18 protein-coding genes are annotated in these 18,666 nt (G+C 61.8%); 10 read left to right on the top strand and 8 right to left on the bottom strand.

Annotated features, from left to right (window positions below; translation table 11 throughout):
* Nucleotides 1–26: 26 nt before the first annotated feature.
* A complete protein-coding gene (locus tag ASE60_RS03410) occupies nucleotides 27–704 on the bottom strand; it encodes an intradiol ring-cleavage dioxygenase (protein ID WP_309140390.1) in 678 nt (225 codons plus the stop codon).
* Nucleotides 705–1,048: 344 nt separating this feature from the next.
* Between ASE60_RS03410 and ASE60_RS03415 the strand changes: the two genes are divergently transcribed.
* From ASE60_RS03415 to ASE60_RS03440, 6 genes are read left to right on the top strand one after another with little or no spacing between them, the layout of a single operon-like run.
* Nucleotides 1,049–2,071, top strand: coding sequence for a LacI family DNA-binding transcriptional regulator (locus ASE60_RS03415; RefSeq protein WP_057248342.1), 1,023 nt, complete (start codon nucleotides 1,049–1,051; stop codon nucleotides 2,069–2,071).
* A 34-nt stretch (nucleotides 2,072–2,105) separates the two neighbouring features.
* Entirely contained in the window at nucleotides 2,106–3,062 is a 957-nt protein-coding gene (locus ASE60_RS03420) for a substrate-binding domain-containing protein (RefSeq protein WP_057248343.1), read from the top strand.
* Nucleotides 3,062–3,865, top strand: a complete 804-nt coding sequence (locus ASE60_RS03425; protein WP_057248464.1) for an ATP-binding cassette domain-containing protein — start codon at nucleotides 3,062–3,064, stop codon at nucleotides 3,863–3,865. The genes ASE60_RS03420 and ASE60_RS03425 overlap by 1 nt, the downstream gene beginning before the upstream one ends.
* Nucleotides 3,862–4,863, top strand: coding sequence for an ABC transporter permease (locus ASE60_RS03430; RefSeq protein ID WP_057248344.1), 1,002 nt, complete (start codon nucleotides 3,862–3,864; stop codon nucleotides 4,861–4,863). The genes ASE60_RS03425 and ASE60_RS03430 overlap by 4 nt, the downstream gene beginning before the upstream one ends.
* A gap of 5 nt (nucleotides 4,864–4,868) precedes the next feature.
* Entirely contained in the window at nucleotides 4,869–5,936 is a 1,068-nt protein-coding gene (locus tag ASE60_RS03435; protein WP_057248345.1) for a phosphotriesterase, read from the top strand.
* Nucleotides 5,937–5,976: 40 nt separating this feature from the next.
* Complete coding sequence (locus tag ASE60_RS03440; RefSeq protein WP_057248346.1) at nucleotides 5,977–6,744, top strand: glutamine amidotransferase; 768 nt, start codon at nucleotides 5,977–5,979, stop codon at nucleotides 6,742–6,744.
* 28 nt (nucleotides 6,745–6,772) lie between these two features.
* Here ASE60_RS03440 and ASE60_RS03445 read toward each other — a convergent pair whose 3' ends face one another.
* Nucleotides 6,773–7,672, bottom strand: coding sequence for a ribokinase (locus ASE60_RS03445; protein ID WP_057248465.1), 900 nt, complete (start codon nucleotides 7,670–7,672; stop codon nucleotides 6,773–6,775).
* Between the two features lie 25 nt (nucleotides 7,673–7,697).
* Here ASE60_RS03445 and ASE60_RS03450 point away from each other — a divergent pair, with 25 nt between their 5' ends.
* From ASE60_RS03450 to ASE60_RS03460, 3 genes are read left to right on the top strand one after another with little or no spacing between them, the layout of a single operon-like run.
* Nucleotides 7,698–8,540 carry a BtpA/SgcQ family protein gene (locus ASE60_RS03450; protein ID WP_057248347.1) on the top strand — a complete coding sequence of 281 codons (843 nt, stop codon included), beginning with the start codon at nucleotides 7,698–7,700 and terminating at the stop codon, nucleotides 8,538–8,540.
* Nucleotides 8,541–8,542: 2 nt separating this feature from the next.
* A complete protein-coding gene (locus ASE60_RS03455) occupies nucleotides 8,543–9,190 on the top strand; it encodes a TenA family protein (protein ID WP_156414566.1) in 648 nt (215 codons plus the stop codon).
* A 26-nt stretch (nucleotides 9,191–9,216) separates the two neighbouring features.
* On the top strand, nucleotides 9,217–10,467 hold the full coding sequence (locus tag ASE60_RS03460; protein WP_057248348.1) for a Zn-dependent hydrolase: 1,251 nt from the start codon (nucleotides 9,217–9,219) through the stop codon (nucleotides 10,465–10,467).
* Nucleotides 10,468–10,670: 203 nt separating this feature from the next.
* On the opposite strand, the gene ASE60_RS03465 is transcribed toward ASE60_RS03460, so the two are convergent.
* Both ASE60_RS03465 and ASE60_RS03470 read right to left on the bottom strand, forming a co-directional pair.
* Nucleotides 10,671–11,972, bottom strand: coding sequence for an alpha/beta hydrolase (locus ASE60_RS03465; protein WP_082615719.1), 1,302 nt, complete (start codon nucleotides 11,970–11,972; stop codon nucleotides 10,671–10,673).
* Nucleotides 11,973–12,449, bottom strand: a complete 477-nt coding sequence (locus ASE60_RS03470) for a carboxymuconolactone decarboxylase family protein (protein ID WP_057248349.1) — start codon at nucleotides 12,447–12,449, stop codon at nucleotides 11,973–11,975.
* Nucleotides 12,450–12,701: 252 nt separating this feature from the next.
* Here ASE60_RS03470 and ASE60_RS03475 point away from each other — a divergent pair, with 252 nt between their 5' ends.
* Entirely contained in the window at nucleotides 12,702–14,222 is a 1,521-nt protein-coding gene (locus ASE60_RS03475; RefSeq protein WP_057248350.1) for a PAS domain-containing sensor histidine kinase, read from the top strand.
* 9 nt (nucleotides 14,223–14,231) lie between these two features.
* Here the strand turns inward: ASE60_RS03475 and ASE60_RS03480 are convergent, their stop codons facing one another.
* The 4 genes from ASE60_RS03480 to ASE60_RS03495 all read right to left on the bottom strand — a co-directional run bounded on the left by ASE60_RS03480 (nucleotide 14,232) and on the right by ASE60_RS03495 (nucleotide 18,575).
* Complete coding sequence (locus ASE60_RS03480) at nucleotides 14,232–15,425, bottom strand: MFS transporter (protein WP_057248351.1); 1,194 nt, start codon at nucleotides 15,423–15,425, stop codon at nucleotides 14,232–14,234.
* Nucleotides 15,426–15,715: 290 nt separating this feature from the next.
* Nucleotides 15,716–16,474 (bottom strand): SDR family oxidoreductase, encoded by a 759-nt coding sequence (locus tag ASE60_RS03485; protein ID WP_057248352.1) that lies wholly within the window; start codon nucleotides 16,472–16,474, stop codon nucleotides 15,716–15,718.
* Nucleotides 16,475–16,532: 58 nt separating this feature from the next.
* Entirely contained in the window at nucleotides 16,533–16,922 is a 390-nt protein-coding gene (locus tag ASE60_RS03490; RefSeq protein ID WP_244495521.1) for a cupin domain-containing protein, read from the bottom strand.
* Between the two features lie 165 nt (nucleotides 16,923–17,087).
* A complete protein-coding gene (locus tag ASE60_RS03495) occupies nucleotides 17,088–18,575 on the bottom strand; it encodes a mechanosensitive ion channel family protein (protein ID WP_057248353.1) in 1,488 nt (495 codons plus the stop codon).
* Nucleotides 18,576–18,666: the final 91 nt, after the last annotated feature.

Here is an 18,666-nt window from a genome sequence, read left to right on the forward strand (position 1 = left end):
CCAGTAGGGCTGGATGCAAAGCGCGGTTACGCCACTATGAAATCGTAACGGCCGAATTTTCCGTCACTCGTCGTTCTGATATCGAGCAACAAGGCTGCGTTGAATATGCGGTCACGTTCATTGTCCGGCTCACCGGCAAAATACAGCTGCGTCGTCAGCACGTTCCCGCCGGGCCTTTGGACTTTCACGTGGTAATGCCGGGTGCGACCAGGATAGAGTCCAGGCACGATCGTCTCGAACCACCATTTGCCTTCTGCATCCGTGAATTGATGTCCGCGGAGTTTGTATCCGCTATTGTCGTAGGTGCCGGTCTCATCGGCGTGCCATAGCTCGATCAACGCTTTTGCTACCGGTTGGCAGTCCTTGGTTAGCACGTAGCCAACAAGTGTCATTCTTTCACCGCCCGGTGCATCGCTCGCGAAGTCCTGTTTTTCAGGGCTCTGCGGCGTAAAATACGGGCCTTCGGTCTGTGCCGGCGTCAGATGGTGGTCATCACCGCAACTAGCCGTAAGCGGCAGCTCCACGGGAGCGCCGGCTGCATGGCCGAATCTCGGCAGCACAATCGGCGTGGCGACGAAGCTGATAAGGAAATGTCGCCGGGTCGGCATGGCGTTGTATCTCCAAACATGGAAGCCAAGATCGTTGCGGGTCCATTGGGCAGAAGTGGGGCGGACATTACCAGAATTCGCGACCGGCAACTTCATCAGGCGAGGGCTGCTGCTGAAGCGTCGCCGGTCTACACGGTTTGCACGCCGGCATCTGGTGTCTGACTTGGAGCAGTAACAATGCCGTTCCATTGACGTCGTCTGCTTTAGGTCGAAAGCTACCCAAATCTCACGCCTTGATGGGAATTGACATCCTCGACCAATCTAATCGTTTGGCCGAGCCTGCTTTCATAAAAGGCAGCGCGCTCGCATCCTCACAACGACACCGTGCCAGGACATATCTCGCCGGTGCAGAGAAATTATCTTGACAGAACACGAAAGTCGAAATCTTATTGTAAAGCGTTTTAGTAAATCGGTTTACAACGGCAAGGGATGGAGCCAAGGTGACCACACGACGCGTCACAAGCCTCAAGGATGTAGCCCGCGCTGCCGGCGTTTCCGTGACGACGGTCTCGCGGCTGCTGAACGGATCGCTCGACCTTCCTCACGAGACGAAGAAGCGGATCTCCGACGCGATCCACGACCTCAATTACCAGCCCAACCCGCATGCCCGCCGGCTCAGCCGCGGTCGTTCCGATACGATCGGTCTTGTCGTTCCGGATATCGCCAATCCGTTCTTCGCCACGCTCGTAGCCGCGGTCGAAGAAGAAGCGGATACTCGCGGGCTTGCCGTCTCTCTTTACGCGACACTCAACCGCGCCGGTCGCGAGGTCGCCTATCTCCAGCTCATCGAGCGCAATCACGTCGATGGCCTGATCTTCGTCACCAACCACCCGGATGACGGTCAACTCGCCACCCTGATAAACCGAACCGGCAAAGTCGTGATCGCCGACGAAGACGTTCCGGGTGCTCAGGCGCCAAAGCTGTTCTGCGACAATGAGCTGGGCGGATCGCTTGCCGGCAGGCATCTGGCCGAATTCGGGCACAAAGATGTACTGTTCGTCGGCGGCCCGGAAGCGATGATCAGTTCACGTCGGCGCTTCAACGGTCTTGAAGGGGCGCTGCGCGACGCTTTTGGCGAGGATTTCCGTCTTTCTAAATACGCCGGCGACTACACGGTGACTTTCGGACGGCAGGCAGCAAAGCGCTTCATCGAGGAAGGCCGCCCGGCAACGGCGATTTTCGCCAGTTCGGACGAAATCGCCATTGGCATGATCGAGGTCTTCCGTGACCAGGGGGTGTCGATCCCGGACGACGTCTCGGTCATCGGCTTCGACGATGTCGGCCCGCTCCACCTTTTCGGTCCGCCCATGACCGCCGTTCGCCAGCCGGTGCGCGCGATCGGCGAGCGTGCCCTCTCCCTTCTTCTCGAAACAAACTGGCAGGACAAGCAGGCTCCCATCGAGGAGCTCCTGCCAGTCGAAATCGTCGTGCGGAAATCCGTTGCTCCGCCTGCGAAACGATAAATCACGCAATGGAGAACCAACAGAGGATGAGAACATGAATTGGACTTTGAAACGCAGGACCTTAGTCGCCACGCTTGGCTTCACGGCATTGACGACCCTCGGCGCGGCTCTCTCACCGGCTCTTGCCGCCGAAAAGACCTTTGCACTCGTGCAGATCAACCAGCAGGCGCTGTTCTTCAATCAGATGAACGAAGGCGCGCAGAAGGCGGCCGACGCCGCCGGCGCGAAGCTAGTCATTTTCAATGCCAACAACGATCCGGCCGCGCAGAATAGCGCGATCGAGACCTATATCCAGCAGAAGGTCGATGGCATCGCCGTCGTCGCAATCGACGTCAACGGCATCATGCCGGCCGTCAACCAGGCGGCCGAAGCCGGGATCCCCGTCGTTGCCATCGACGCGATCCTGCCGGAGGGCCCGCAAAAGGCGCAGATCGGCGTTGACAACGCCACGGCGGGTGCCGATATGGGCAAGTTCTTCCTCGACTACGTCAAGGCCAATGCCGACGGCAAGGCCAAGATCGGTGTCGTCGGCGCGCTCAACTCCTTCATCCAGAACGTTCGCCAGGAGGGATTTGAAAAGACCATCAAGGGTGTCGACGGCATCAGCTCGGCCGGCGTCGTCGACGGACAGAATGTGCAGGACAACGCGCTCTCGGCCGCCGAGAACCTGATTACCGGCAACCCTGACCTGACGGCGATCTACGCCACCGGCGAGCCGGCCCTGATGGGTGCCATCGCCGCGGTCGAGAGCCAGAGCAAGCAGGATAGCGTGAAGGTCTTCGGTTGGGATCTGACGGCCCAGGCGATCGCGGGCATCGATGCCGGCTACGTCACCGCCGTAATCCAGCAGGACCCGGCCGCCATGGGTGCCGCTGCCGTTGACGCCTTGAAGAAGATATCCGACGGCGGCAGCGTCGAGAAGACCATCGCCGTGCCGGTAACGATCGTCACCAAGGACAACGTCGAGCCATATCGGGCGATCTTCAAATGATGACGACTGAAAGACAGCATCCTCCCGCTGTCGCTGGTGTCGGGGGGGCTCTGCCCTCCCGCACCGGTGCCAGTCCCCGCGTGTCCCTCAAGGGGATTATCAAGACGTTCGGATCGCACCAGGCGCTGCGTGGTGTTGACCTCGACATCTATCCCGGCGAGTGCCTTGGCCTCGTCGGCGACAATGCCGCCGGCAAATCGACGCTGACCAAGGTCATCTCGGGAACCTACATACCCGATGGTGGGACCATTACTCTGGAAGGCGAAGAGGTTCGGTTTTCGGGGCCCGCTGATGCCCGCAACCGCAATATCGAAATGGTTTTCCAGGATCTGAGCCTTTGCGACCACATCGATGTGGTCGGCAATCTCTTTCTGGGTCGAGAAATCAGCAAAGGGCCATTTCTCGATACGAAGACCATGCTCGCCGAAGCCCGCAAGATGCTCGACGCCCTGGAGATCCGCATTCCCCGGCTGACGGGAAAGGTAGCCCAGCTCTCGGGCGGACAGCGCCAGGCCATCGCCATTGCCCGCGCCGCGTCGTTCAACCCGAAGGTCCTGATCATGGACGAGCCCACTTCGGCACTTGCCGTGGCGGAGGTCGAAGCCGTGCTCGCGCTCATCAACCGCGTTAAAGCGAAAGGCGTGTCCGTCATCCTGATCACCCATCGCCTCCAGGACCTGTTCCGTGTCTGCGACCGCATTGCCGTCATGTACGAAGGCACCAAGGTGGCCGAGCGCGAAATCGGCAAGACCAACCTGGAAGACCTCGTCAAGCTGATCGTCGGGGAAGGAGCCAAACAATGACGGCCTATACCGAACGCGCAAAAGGCTCGCCGGCGGCGGATTTCCTGTCTGAAAACGCCCAGGTCCTGTCGATCGCCTTCTTTTTCCTGGCCTGCGTGGTCTTCTTCGCTGCCACGACCGACACGTTCATGACGCTCGGCAACATTCTGAACGTCATCCGCCAGGCGGCGCCGATCCTCATCGTCGCGGTCGCCATGACGCTTGTCATCATCACCGGTGGCATTGACCTCTCGGTAGGCTCGCAGGTCGCGCTGGTCAATGCGGTTGCCGCCATCGTGATGGCGATGGGCTATCCATGGCCGCTGGTCGTCGTCGCCATGCTTTTCTTCGGCGCATTTCTCGGCTTCGTCCAGGGGTGGTTTACCGCCTATCAGGGCATTCCGGCGTTCATCGTCACGCTTGCGGGCCTGTCGATCCTGCGCGGGCTCGCGCTCTATCTGACGCAGGGCTACTCGATCCCGATCAAGGACGCACCGGGCTTCTTCATGCTTGGCCGCGGCGAACTGTTGGGCATCCCCGTTCCGGCGCTGATCGCAGTCGCGGTCGCAGTCGCAGGCTATGTCGTCATATCCTCGACCAAATACGGCCGCCAGGTCGTTGCAGTCGGCTCCAACATGGAGGCCGCCCGTCGCGTCGGCATGCCGGCGAAATGGGTGATCGCTTCGGTCTATATGATCGCCGGGGTTGCCTGCGCCCTTGCCGGCCTGCTGATCGCCGCCCGCCTCGGCTCCGGCTCGTCGAATGCGGCCGTCGGCTTCGAGCTGCAGGTCATCGCCGCGGTGGTGCTGGGCGGAACGTCGCTGATGGGCGGTCGCGGCACGATCCTCGGCACCGTGCTTGGCACCATGACGATTGCGGTCATCGGCAACGGCCTGATTCTGATGCATATCTCGCCGTTCTTCACGCAGATCGTCACAGGCGCGATTATTCTCGTCGCGATCTGGCTCAACACCCGGATCTTCACCGCCAACTTTCGCCTCGGCGGCAAGAAGAGATAGCCGTCATGACACAAGAACTGTCTGAAGCACATGTGCGATCCGGCAAGGTGATGACCGTGACGGGGGCGATCGATGCGGAAGAGCTTGGCATCACGCTGATGCACGAGCATATCCTCAACGATTGCCGCTGCTGGTGGAACGCGCCGCAGACGAAGGAGCGTCAGTATCTCGCCGAAGGTTTCGTCTGCATGGAGATCCTCGGCGAACTGCGCCAGGATCCCTTCGTCAACAAGCACAACATCACGCTTGACGACGAACCCCTGGCAATCGCCGAACTGAAAGCCTTCGCCGCCGAAAGGGGCCGCACGGTCGTCGAGCCCACCTGCAAGGGCATCGGCAGAAACCCGCTGGCGCTCAGGCGGATTTCCAGGGCGACCGGCCTCAACATCGTGATGGGTGCGGGATATTACCTCGCCTCCTCCCATCCGGCCGAGGTAGCCGGCATGAGCGTCGACCAGATCGCCGACGGCATCGTTCGCGAGGCGATCGAAGGCGTCGATGGCACGGATGTGAAAATCGGGCTGATCGGTGAGATCGGCGTCTCCGCGGATTTCACCCCGGCGGAGGAAAAGTCGTTGCGCGGCGCGGCCCGGGCGCAGATTCGAACCGGTCTGCCGCTGATGGTGCATCTGCCGGGCTGGTTCCGGCTCGGCCATCGCGTGCTCGATGTCATCACTGAAGAAGGTGCTGATCTCCGCCACACCGTGCTTTGCCACATGAACCCGTCGCACGATGATTTCGCATACCAGAGCGAACTTGCCGCCCGCGGCGCGTTCATCGAATACGACATGATCGGCATGGACTTTTTCTATGCCGATCAGCAGGTGCAATGCCCCAGCGACGAGGAGGCCGCACGGGCGATCGCAAGGCTGGTGGAGGCCGGCCATATCGACCGCATCCTGCTTTCGCACGACGTGTTCCTGAAGATGATGCTCAGCCACTACGGAGGCAACGGCTATGCCTACGTCCTGCGCCACTTCCTGCCGCGCCTCAAACGACACGGACTGAACGACGATGCGCTCGACCGGATGATGCGGGGCAACCCCCGCTCGGTATTCCAAACCGGGGCCTGACAGTCGGCTCCAAACGCAATTCAAGACCTACGGATAGAACATGACCAAGAAAGTACTTCTCGTCGGCGAGAGCTGGGTTAGCTCCGCCACCCACTATAAGGGTTTCGACCAGTTCGGCAGCGTCACCTTTCATCTCGGGGCGGAACCGCTCGTCAAGGTGCTGAAGGGCAGCGAATTCGAGCTGACCTACATGACCGCGCACGACGCGGTCGAACAGTTCCCTTATGAGATGGCCGGCCTCGACGCCTACGACGCCATCATCCTGTCGGACATCGGCGCCAACTCGCTGTTGCTGCCGCCGGCAGTCTGGCTGCACTCCCGCACCGTTCCGAACCGGCTGAAGCTGATCAAGGCCTGGGTGGAAAAAGGCGGCGCATTGCTGATGGTCGGCGGCTACTTCTCCTTCCAGGGCATCGACGGCAAGGCGCGCTGGCGCCGTACGGCGGTCGAAGACACGCTTCCCGTCACCTGCCTTCCCTATGACGACCGCGTCGAAATCCCCGAAGGTGCTGTTGCCGACGTCGTCAAGCCGGATCATCCGACCATGGCGGGGCTTTCGGGCGACTGGCCGCTGCTTCTCGGCGTCAACGAAGTGGAGGTGCGCCCGGGCGCGGAGGTCATCGCCCGTCTTCCGGCAGACCAGGGCGGCCACCCGCTGCTCGTCCTTGGCAGCTTCGGCAAGGGCCGCACCGCCGCCTGGACGTCCGATATCGGCCCGCACTGGCTGTCGCCGGCATTCTGCGAGTGGGAGGGCTACGGCCGCCTCTGGAAGAACATCCTCGGATGGATGACGGAGACGGCGCGCTAGGCACGGCAAAGCGCGCTGGGTTGAAAACTCAGCGCGCGGCGAGGATCGCCGTCAGTTGCTCGAGCGAGGGGAACGCCGAGCGGGTGCCCGGGCGGCTGACGGTGATGGCGGCAGCCCGCGTCGCATGTTCGATGGCCGTCTTGTCGAGGCCGCTGCCACGCAGTGCCGCGGATGCCAGCGCCACCGCCATGAACGTGTCGCCGGCACCTGTCGTGTCGACGACGTCGCATTCGACGGCAGCAACACGGACGCTGCCCTCGGCTGTGACAAGCATGGCGCCGTTGCCGCCGAAGGTCAGGACGACTTCGCGAACGCCAGCCGCAAGCAACTTGCGGGCAGCCTCTTCGCCACGTGTGCCGGTCATTGCCTGCGCCTCGCCCTCATTGAGAAAGGCGATGTCGGTCAAAGGCCACAGGTTGCTGAAATAGGGACGCAAGGGAGACGGATTGAAGGCAGTAGTCATTCGGCGGGTGCGAGCGGCCTCAAGCACGCCTCGGGTCGTCTCGTCGGACAGATTGCCCTGGAGCACCGCGAGGTCTCCGGGAGCGGCATTGGCAAAGGGCGCGATGGCATCGGCAAGCGTTAGGTTTTGCGCGCAGTCGGTCGTGGTGATGTTGACGTTTTCGCCATCCGGTGTGGTCAGCACGATCGAGAAGTCGGTGGACTTCCCGGGGATGGGCACAAGGCGACTGACGACCGGTTCGCTCGCCAGGTGCTGGCGGATCATGTCGGCGCGAAAGCCGTCGCCGAAAGCGGCAACAAGGCTCGTCGACAGGCCCGTCCGGGCCATCACGACCGCCTGGTTCGCGCCCTTGCCACCAAGATCCCGGGATCGCTGGCTGCCATGGATCGATGCGCCCGCGGCCGGCATTTCCGACACGGCGATGGTCTCGTCCACCGTCACATTACCGATTACGTAAGCGTGCATGAACATACCTTCGAAAGGGAGAGAAATGCAGGAAATATCTGACAAGTCCTCAAGCGCCATAAGGGAAATATTCGGGACTGACAAGGTTCTGATCGGCATGATCCATTGCCCGGCCTTCCCCGGTGCGCCGCGCTATCGGGGCGCCGATATGTCGACCATCTACGATGCCTGCATGCGTGATGCCGAGGCGCTGGTCGAGGGTGGCCTGCATGGCCTGATGATCGAAAATCATGGCGACGTGCCCTTCTCCAAACCGGAAGATATCGGCCACGAAACGGCAGCCTTCATGTCCGTCGTCACCGACCGGATCGCGCGGGCCACCGGTGTGCCGCTCGGCATCAACGTCCTTGCCAATGCGCCGATCCCGGCCTTTGCGATCGCCATGGCCGGCGGCGCCAGGTTCATCCGCGTCAACCAGTGGGCCAATGCCTATGTCGCCAATGAAGGCTTCATGGAGGGCCGTGCGGCAGAAGCAATGCGATATCGTTCGCTGCTGCGCGCCGAGCACATCAAGGTCTTTGCCGACAGCCACGTGAAGCATGGCGCTCACGCGATCGTCGCCGACCGGTCGATCCAGGAACTGACGCGTGACCTCGCCTTCTTCGATGCCGACGGCGTGATCGCCACCGGTCAGCGCACCGGCAACACGGCAACCATAGAGGAAATCGAAGAGATCGGCTCGGCCACGCATCTGCCGCTTCTGGTCGGCTCGGGCGTGACCAAGGACAACATCGTCGAAATACTCAAGCGCACCAACGGCGTGATCGTTGCCTCGTCGCTGAAGCAGGGCGGGGTCTGGTGGAACCCGGTCGACATCGAGCGGGTCAAAGCTTTCCGCGCCGCCGCAGAACCGGCGCTGGAGGCATGACAATGGTGGCTGAAACGCTTTCGGAACAGATCCTGCGGGAAAACGCTGCCGTCTTCGAAGCCATGGTGAACCATCGCTTCGTCGACGACATCGTGCTGGAGCGCCTGTCCGCGCAAGTTTTCGAACGCTATCTCGTCTATGAGGGTGCCTTCGTCGAAACCGCGATCTCGATCTTCGCCTTTGCGACGGCGAAGGCCGAGACGATCGTACAGAAGCGCTGGCTGATCGCCGTTCTGGATGCGCTCTCCAACCAGCAGATTGCCTATTTCGAACGGATTTTTGCCGAGCGCAGCATCGATCCCGGCGCCTACGATCTCAATGTTGCCGAGGTCGAGGCTTTCCGAACGGGCATGCTGGATATCGCCCGCAACGGAGGCTTCTTCGATACCGTCGCCGCCATGTTCGCCGCGGAATGGATGTACTGGACCTGGTCGAAAAGGGCTGCGCAAGCAAACATTGCCGATCCGCATCTGAAAGAATGGGTCGAAATGCATGCGGATGATGATTTCGCGGCGCAGGCGAAGTGGCTGAGGCAAGAGCTCGACGCCGCCGGCGACACGCTCGAGGTTTCCGAGCGCAAACGTCTGAGCGCTATCTTCGGGCGCGCACAGCAACTGGAAATCGCCTTTCATGATGCAGCCTACGGCTGATCGGGACGACCTGTCAGGAGCCGACCATGACCTCTCGCATCGAAATTGACGGCAAGCGACTGCTGCAGCGCCTCGATGACTTCGCAAGGATCGGGGCGACGCCTGCCGGCGGCGTCAACCGACAGGCCCTGTCGACCGAAGATCGCACCTCAAGGCGCCTTCTGGCCGAGCGCGCGCTCGCGCGCGGTTTTCGCGTGTTTCAGGATCCGATGGCGAACCTGTTCATCCGGCGCGAAGGCCGCTTTCCCGAAAAGCCCCCCTTCGTCATCGGCAGCCACCTCGACAGCCAGCCGACCGGCGGACGCTTCGATGGCGCTCTGGGAACCCTTTCGGCCTTCGAGGTGATGGAAAGCCTTGAGGATGCCGGGATCGAAACGGATCTGCCGATCGAGGTTGTTGCCTGGACCAACGAAGAAGGAAGCCGGTTCCAACCGGGGACCATGGGTTCCATGGCCTTCGCCGCGGCCACGATCCCTGACGCCTGGTCCGATCTTCGCGGTCGCGACGGCGCCCGGTTCGTCGAGGAGTTGAAGGCAACGCTGCACGCCTTGCCGGAGGCCGAAATGCGTCCACTCGGTTTCCCGATCTCCGGCTATATCGAACTTCATATCGAGCAGGGTCCGTCGCTCGAACAGGAAAACACCCCGATCGGCATCGTCTACGGCATCCAGGGTACGCGGTGGCTGGAGGTGACGATCAGGGGCCAGGCAGCGCATGCCGGCACGACGGCACTCGAGTTCCGTCGCGATCCCATGGCGGCCGCCATAGCCGCGCTCGAACCGCTCTACAAGGGCACGATGCCGGGCGATCCGCGCGTCCGTTTCACCGTCGGCCGGTTTGCGATCGAGCCGGGTTCGGTGAATGCCATTCCGGGCTTGGTGACGTTCACCATCGACCTCAGGCATCCGGAAACTACGGTCATCGACGCGTTGGAAAACCAGATCCGGCGCGCCTGCGACAACGCTGCCGCGGCCGCCGGCTGCCGGAGCGAATTGAGGCAGATCTTCGACATGCCGCCGGCTGCCTTTTCGGAAGACCTGCTGGCCGGCCTCGATCGCGCCGCCGCGTCGCTCGGATTGAAGACCAAGCGCATGCTCTCCGGCGCCTTCCACGATGCCTTGTTCGTCAGTCGTGTTGCGCCGGCGGCCATGATCTTCGTGCCTTGCCGCGATGGGCTTAGCCACAACGAGGCCGAATATGTCGAGCCAGAGCACTCCGTAACAGGTGCGCGCATGCTGCTTGCAGCCGCCATGGAAGCGATTGTCCTAAGCGCATGACGGTCGGGGCAAGATCAGTGACCCGAGTGATGGTGAGGCAGCCGAGCCGCGCCTCCATTCACCGCGCAGCCCTTTCTGACTGACCAAAAGCGCGCGAACAGCGGCCTCGCACCGCCAGAACGCTCGGGTCCCAACATTTCAGCCGGGACGAACGAGGCAGCCTAGTCTTGGGGTAAACAGTAACTCCCGACGTGTTGCAACCATCATCGCGCCGCCTGTTGAGCATCCGACGTCCGCCAGAATGGGCGCTTGATTTCCACGAGCTGGCGTCGGGGGTCACCGGCCTTGGCTCTGTCGCGGATCAGCGCAACCAGGTCTGTCTTGATCGTAGCGTCGGACAAGAAATAGCTGTGGCCGATAAAGCCGCTGCCGCCGGAATACTCGACGAAATCGACCAGCCCTCCCATGTGCAATCCTGCCCATTTGGACGCCGCCTCGCCCCTGTCACTGGGAAGGTTGCCGACGGCGAGCTGACCAAGCCGCAACGCGCTGCCGGAGATCAGCGTCGAGGCTTTCAACGCCTCATCCCTTGGAGACGAATAGACCGTAAGGTGCATGGAGCCTTGCGAGGGCAATGCGCTTGGGGTCGATTTGCTTCCGAAGGCAAGGTCCGGGTCAGAGACCCAGGCAAACAACTTGGAAGACGCGACATCGAGATCGATATCGGGAGCGAAAAACACAGCATTCGCGATCTTGTACCGCTGCCAAAGCGAGGATCGGCTGACATACGCTTCGATGGCAAGCTGCTGGACGACACTCGCCAGCACGTCGGTTCCACGGCTATGGGCCAGGAGGTGAAGCCTCTCGACACCCTTCGTTCCGGCGATGACGCGAACGGCCTTCTTGAAGTCCGCAACCGCAAACTCGCTCGACTCGCGGTCAATGTTGTAGCCAAAGAACGAACCGCCGGCGCCTCCGGCGGGCCATGTCAGGACAATGCAGACAAACTGGTTTTGCAGCGATCGGCAAATCTCGTCGGTGGCGAGTGCCGCATCTTCGAAGCTGTTGTTGTATCCGTGAACGAAGACGACGACTTCCTTGCGTTCGGCCGCTGCGAGACGCCGGCCAATTTGAGCCTGCAGCGACGCGACGGCCTGTTCATGCGCCGCGACCGCCTGCGGAGTGCGGCGTAGTCCGTTCGCCGTCGCGACGACGCCGTAGGGCGTTGCCGGAAACCGGCCGGCCTCGGAAACGGCGTCGACCCGGAATTCTTTCCTCCCGGCAGAAGCGTAGCGTCTTGGGGCGATCGATACCGATCCGAAGCTCAAGTAGATCGCCCGCTTTGCACCGTAGGACAGCCGGTTGCCGGAATCGGCGGTCGGCTCTCTGTCGGTGATGTACAGGAGGTCTTGTGCCCCGGACCCTTGTTGCGTTCGAACAGGCTGGCCGCCTTGCAACGTCGGTGATGTGGCAACGGGCTGCGCTGTGACCTCGGGCCGCTGCGCGGCACAGCCGACAAAGCAGGCAAGCATAAAGAGGCCCGCCATTGCCCGACAGATATCCATCTAGAGACCGGCCTTGTCCAACCCGTAAGCCTTGTCGGCGGAACCAGGAACGGCGCGGGCCGCGACACTGATGCGGTTCCAGGCATTGATCGCCATGATCCGGAACGTAAGATCGGAAATCTCCTGCTCGGACAGTTCACCCCTTACTCTGTCGTAAACTTCATCGGGAACGCCACCGTCGGCGAGCTTCGTCAGCGCCTCCGTCCAGGCAAGCGCGGCCCGCTCTCGCTGCGAGAACAAGGTGGACTCACGCCAGGCCGAGATATGGAACAGGCGCAGCGGCCGCTCGCCATGGATGATCGCTTCTTTGGCATGCATATCGATGCAGAACGCACATCCGTTCATCTGGGACGCCCGCATGTCGACGAGGATGAGTATCGTCTCTTCGATCGAGCCATTCCTGATCTCGTTGCCGAGCGCCATCATGGCTTTGACCATGCCGGGCGAAAGCTTGGAATAATTGAACCGCTGGGTCATGTTGCTTCGTCCTCCGCCTGACATAACCGACCGTTATGGTCGCTTGCTATCGTGCCGGAAGCGCGCCGCGTGCGGCAGCTATACATCCGTTTATGCGCCGCACGATCGCGGGCCGCCCGCCTCCAGCAGGTCAGATTGAAAACGAGGGCCTTCGGGATATAATGCGGCCATCCATTCACCAAGGCTGCCGGTCCGCCGCCGAGCTTCGGCGTGAAGTCCTTTTCTTGACCGTCGTCTTCTGCGGAGCGACAGATGTCCAACGACGACGGACTAAGGAAAGACGCCGCCTTTCGCGAACATACTCGCAACAGCGCCGAGTTCGCGCTTGACCTTCTCGACAACGTCCCCGGCCACATGTGGTCGATGGATCCGGCCGGCCGGTTCATCTATCGCAACCGAAGCATGGACGCATATTTCGGCAATGGCCTGCAAGACCTCGGTGCGTGGCTTGAACGCATCCACAAGGACGATCAGCGATTTGTGGCGACGACCTGGCGGCGGAGCATGGACGCCGGCGAGCCGTTTGACAGCGCGCACCGTCTGCGTGGCGCGGACGGCGCGTTTCGCTGGTTTCGCGCGTCGGGCAGACCGTCAAGGGACGCACACGGTCGCGTTACGGTCTGGCATGGGCAGACCATCGACATCGAGCACCAGAAGAAGGCCGAGGAGAGCCTGCGTGCTCGCTCGGTCGAGCTATCCTTGCTGGTCGACATGGTTCCGAGCAATCTTTGGCGCCTGACACCCGACGGCACCACTACGCTCGTCAACCGGCGCATGGCGGACTATCTGGGTCTTGATCTCTCAAACGTGAGTGACGTTGCATCCGTCATGGATACGATTTTCCATCCGGACGACGCGGACGCTGTTTATGCCGAGCTCACCCGCTGCCTTGCGACCGGGGAGCGATTTTCGATGCGGTACCGGTTGCTTCGGGCAGACGGCGTCTATCGCTGGATGTCCGGCCGTGCGGAGCCCATGCGGGATCAGGACGGCAACATCGTCCAGTGGTTCGGCCTTTGCCACGATATCGAGGATCAGGTGCAAACAACGGCTGCCTTGCGCCGTTCGGCCGAGAAGCTTGCGCGGGCGACCCAGGCGGCCAATCTGTCGCAGCTTTCCGCTTCAATCGCACACGAGGTCAACCAGCCGCTGGCGGCGATCGCCGCCGACGCTGACGCATGCCTGCGCTGGCTTTCGGCCGAGCCTGCGAACATCGAGCGCGGCAAGCGCGCAGCAGAGCGCATCACCCTGGACGTTGCGGCGACCGTCGAGGTGGTCAGCCGCATCCGAGCGCTTTTCAAACACCAGCCGCAGTCACGGGCGGTCGAAGACGTGAACCGCCTCGTTTACGAGGTGCTTGATCTGATGTCAGATGAGATCGCTGCAACGACGACCCGCATCGACCTGGTTTTGGACCAGCATCTTCCCAAAGTGGCGCTCGATCGGGTTCAGGTTCAGCAGGTCCTGGTAAACCTCATCCGCAACGGCATCCAGGCCATGGACACGACGAACCCCCTGCGTTCACTGAAGATCGTGTCCAGCCACGATCACCTCGACACCATCAGGATCTCGGTCGAGGACACCGGAAGCGGATTCAAGGATCCGGAGCGCGTGTTCGAACCGTTCTTTACGACGAAGGGCAACGGCATGGGCATGGGACTGCCGATTTGCCGATCGATCGTGGAAGCCCATGGCGGGAAGCTATGGGTGGCCAACAACGAGACATTGGGCGCCACGGTCACCTTCGCTCTGCCCGTCGCCTCGGCGACCTAGGATATCAACCTAAGCCGGCGAATTGGGGAGGCGGCCGACCAGGCGACGTCCGTTGAAGGCGCGGGCGACGACGGACACGGCAAGGGCCCAGGCAGCAATCGTCATGCTGACGCAGACCGCCGCGAGGCTTGCATACCCCGACGCTGCAATCACGGCCCCTGTAAAGACTGGCCCGGCGGCAAATCCGAGCAGATACGCCGATCCGGCTGCGGCCGCCCAGCGCCCGCTTTGGTCCAGCGCTGCGGCCAGGCCGAAAAGATACGGCAGTGAAAAGTAGTAAAGGACGGCGGAGACGATGACCGCAACACTGTAAGCAACCGCGTTCTCCCAGAGACAAAGGACGAGCGTCACCACCACGTAGCCAAGGCAGAATGCGGAGATCGGGATCGTTCGTCCCCAGCGAACGTTCAGTGCCGTCGCCGCGCCCGCCCCGGCAAGGCCAACTATGGTCGACAGGGTGAGGATGTATCCGACCGCGGCCGTGTCCAGACCGATGCGCTCGCCCATCGGTCCGCTGAAGGCAAAGAGACCGGCGGAGACCGCGACGTAAAGAACAATCGCAGCAAACAGCAGGCTTCCGAAAAGCGGCACAGACGGTGGCGTCCGGGTGACCGGATGCTTCAGGGTCTTGAGATCCGGCATGAGAAGAAGAAGCGGAGAAAAGGCCAGCGTCAAACCCGCCAACAGCGCAAAAATCCCTCGGTGGCCATAGGCTGCTGTCACCTCGCCACCGATGCCAAACAGTGCCACGCTGCCGATTGCCCAGACGAGTTGGAACAGACCGAAGATCCTTTCGGGATTGCGGCAATGCGACGCGACAAGGCTGAGTGACATGGCATAGAGCGCTCCCTCACCGATGCCCGCAATGCCGCGCAACAAGACCAGCGAAGTCCATCCGTCCGGTACGACAGAGGCGGCCTGGGCCGCCATGGTCACGACAAGCGCAGACATCCCGGCGCGCCGGCAGGATAGTCGCGGCAGCACTGGCGCGACGAGGATAGCGGTGACGGCCAGCGCCAGGAGTTCGACCGACGCGATAATACCGGCGTCGCGCTCGGACAGCGCAAGACCGTCAATCAGTCCCGCGACCACAAAAGGCGACATTTGCGGAACGAGGCCACCGATCACCTGGCAGGCTGTTGCACCGACCACAAGTGAAAGCGGGTCGCGAGACGCAGCGGGTTCGATAGAAAGATTGGCCATGGCCCGGTCCCCCGACCGTTTCCTGTTCGTCGAAATAACCTTGGCATTTCATATCATGTGCGCCGGCGATTTGCCGGCACGGGCCGGGTTTCTGTCGAACATCAAGTCTGCGCGAACCAGCCTCTGCGAGCTTCGAGACGGTCGCCGGCTGCCATTTCCATCATGACCGATGAAGACGTGGATCGTAAACCTTGGATTCTCTCTTTGCTTCGAGCGCGTGGCCGCACCGGAGACAAAGGCGTCGGGGCCGGTGCGCGTCTCGTCGCCGCATCGACCCCGACGGAAAGATCTTAGGCTGCCGCCTGAGGTTGTTGGGCATTCCATGTCCTGAAGTCGAGTTGACCCAGCTTGGCGGATCCGAGAGGAACCAGTGACTGATCGTCGACGCGCGTGCCGAAGTACTTGGCGTCCGGGTCGGCAACAACCTTTCGGCCATCGCCGACAGCTGCCAGATACTCGGAAATGAATTCGCTCATGGGCTTCTTTTCGGGCCCGGCGATTTCGATCGTCTGGTTTTCAGGCTTGCCGATCGTCGCTTCTGCGACGAAGGTCGCGACGTCGTCTGCGGCGATCGGCTGGAACGCGCCGGACGAGACCCTGGCGGTCCTGTCGACCGTTGCCTCATCGGCAATGCCGCCGAGGAACTCCAGGAACTGCGTCGACCTTACGATGGTGTACGGAACGCCACCTTTCTTGATCAGGGTCTCCTGTGCGACTTTGGCGCGGAAATAGCCATTGTCGGGCGACCGTTCGATACCGACGATGGAGAGTGCGACGTGGTGTCCGACACCGGCCGCCCGCTCCGCCGCAAGCAGGTTCGAGGTCGACCGTTCGAAGAACGAAAGCACGGCGCTCGGTTCGAAGGATGGCGAGTTGCTGACGTCGAGCACCACCTGAGCGCCGGCAAGCACCTCGGCCAACCCTTCACCAGTCAGTGTATCGACGCCCGTGGACGGCGCCGATTGCACGACGTCGTGGCCCTTGCTTCTGAGGCGCTCTGCGACTTTTGACCCGATGCGGCCGGTCCCGCCGATAATGACGATTTTCATGGTTCTGCTCCTTGCAAGCTCGTCTATGGATCACCGTGTTTGAATGGGAAGAAGGGCTTTACTTTGCGGGCAGCACCATCTTCGTTTCGGTCGTATCGAGAACGAAAACAGCCAGGATCTTCGCCGGCTCGCTATCGCTGGCGTTCGCGCTTACGCGGTGATGATCGCCTGGGACTTCGATCCAGTTCTCGCCGGTCTTGTAGACTTTCACCGCACCGTCGTTGATCTGGCTCTTGATGCTGCCCTCGATCACCGTCGCATAGATAAAAGCGCTCTTGGGGTGGGTATGTGACGGGTTGTGGCCCCCCGGGCCGTACTCGACCAGGACGCCGCGCATGCTCTTGCCCGGCACATTCGGAAGGGCGTGGTCGAACACCACTGTGACCTTGGCATTATAGGGCTCGTCGGAGGCCGCTACCGGTCCGGTGATCAGCGTCGCAAACAGCAAGCCAATCGCTAGTTTCGCATGGATTTCTCCTCCATTCACGTTGTTGGCAATGCGTGGGATCGTATGGCCGGCCTCCGGAGAGAAACAGATATACGTAGGTTTGCCGCAGCGGCGATTTTGTCTCGGCAGAAGTTGTGCCCGCGTGCGAACTGCCGCGTCTCCGCTTCAACCGTTCGCGCTTTCACGCTGGCTTCGAAAGATGGATCGGATCGCATGAAGCAGGTCCAGCTTGCGTCGCTCGCGCTGGTTCGCTGGCAATTCCGAACTTGCTCCGATCGCTTCCCGTTGCGCCAGGTGGATTGCCAGATCCTCCGCGATTTCCGGGCGCTTCGACAAAAGCGGCGCGAATGCTGCCTGATCTACTTGATAGACCGTAAGGCGGGTGACGGCATGGAGGTCGTGTTTCTCCTTCACTCCTGCCAACAGGCCGTCCTCGCCGAAGAAATCACCGGGGGCCAGGCGCGCGATTTCCACATCGCCGCTCTTCATCGCCACCACGCCGTTCTTGATCATCATCAGGCTTTCGAGCGACCGGCCTTCTCTGACAATTTCGGCCCCGGCGGCAAAGCTGCGCGGCGTCGCCGCGGCCGCAAGCGTATCGCGTTCTTCCTGGCTGAGATTGGAGAAGATCGGGATCGCGTCGATCAGGTCCTGTGCCGGCGCGACGGCGTGCTGCGGGTCGGACATGCGAAGGTCCTGCATCAGCGGGCTCTCGGCAGGCAGGGCCAGTTGCACACCATGCGCCCTGCAATGCCGATAGACCAGGTCGATGATTTCGTTGCGCGCTGGGCCGCGCTGCGCCGGGCTGGTGACCCGAAACTGGAGCTCCACCGTGATCGCGCTGGCATCGATCCCCACAAGCCCGACGGTTGGAGCCGGCTGCTTCACGATCGCGTTGCAACTGTCGAGGACAGCATTCATCACGTCGACGATCATATGCGGCATGCGGGTTGGAGCCACGCGAACCGACACGACGATCTGGTGGTTCTCGTCGGGCTGGCTGATGTTGGTCAGCCCCACCTTTGCCAGGACACTGTTGGGCAGGACCACGAGATTGTGGGCCGCGGTCAGCAGATGCGTCGACCGCCAGTTGCTTGAGACCACCCGGCCTTCCGTTCCGTCACTGAGACAGATCCAATCACCAAGGACATAAGGGCGACCGAGGGTCAGCGCTATGCCCGAGAAGACGTCACCCAAAGTGCTCTGCAACGCGAGGCCGAGAATGATCGCAATGACGCCCGACGTCGCCAGCAGGCCCCCTATTGGCACACCGAAGACGAATGCCAGGGTAGAGAGCAGCACGCCGAGATAGACGACGGCGACCACCAGATCCTGGATCAGTCGCGCTTCCCGCGGCCGTCCGTCGAGGACAAGGTAAAGCCGGACGAACCCGATCACCGCCCAGGAGAGATGAACCCACCAGAGCGTCTTTGCCGTCACGAGCAGTGTCTGCGCGCCATCGAGATCGGTCCGGTCGTAGCGAAACGGATTGAGGCCGCTGCAGGCGAGCGCTGCCGTCATCGATGCGAAGAAGGCGATCTGCACGACCAGCCGCGCCGTTGGGCGCGCCCTGCCCTGCAGATGCCAGACGACAATTCCGGCGATGCCCAGAATACAGACGAGGACGGGAAACAATTGCGTTTGCTGGTCCATTTCCACTCCCGTGGCGAGGCAGCGTTTCTCCCTCCGCTACGGCCGGCTAGCGGCACCTTGCTCTGAAAAGGACAAGGGCGAACCCGCCCTT

Source organism: Ensifer sp. Root278 (assembly GCF_001429285.1).
Classification (GTDB): domain Bacteria; phylum Pseudomonadota; class Alphaproteobacteria; order Rhizobiales; family Rhizobiaceae; genus Ensifer.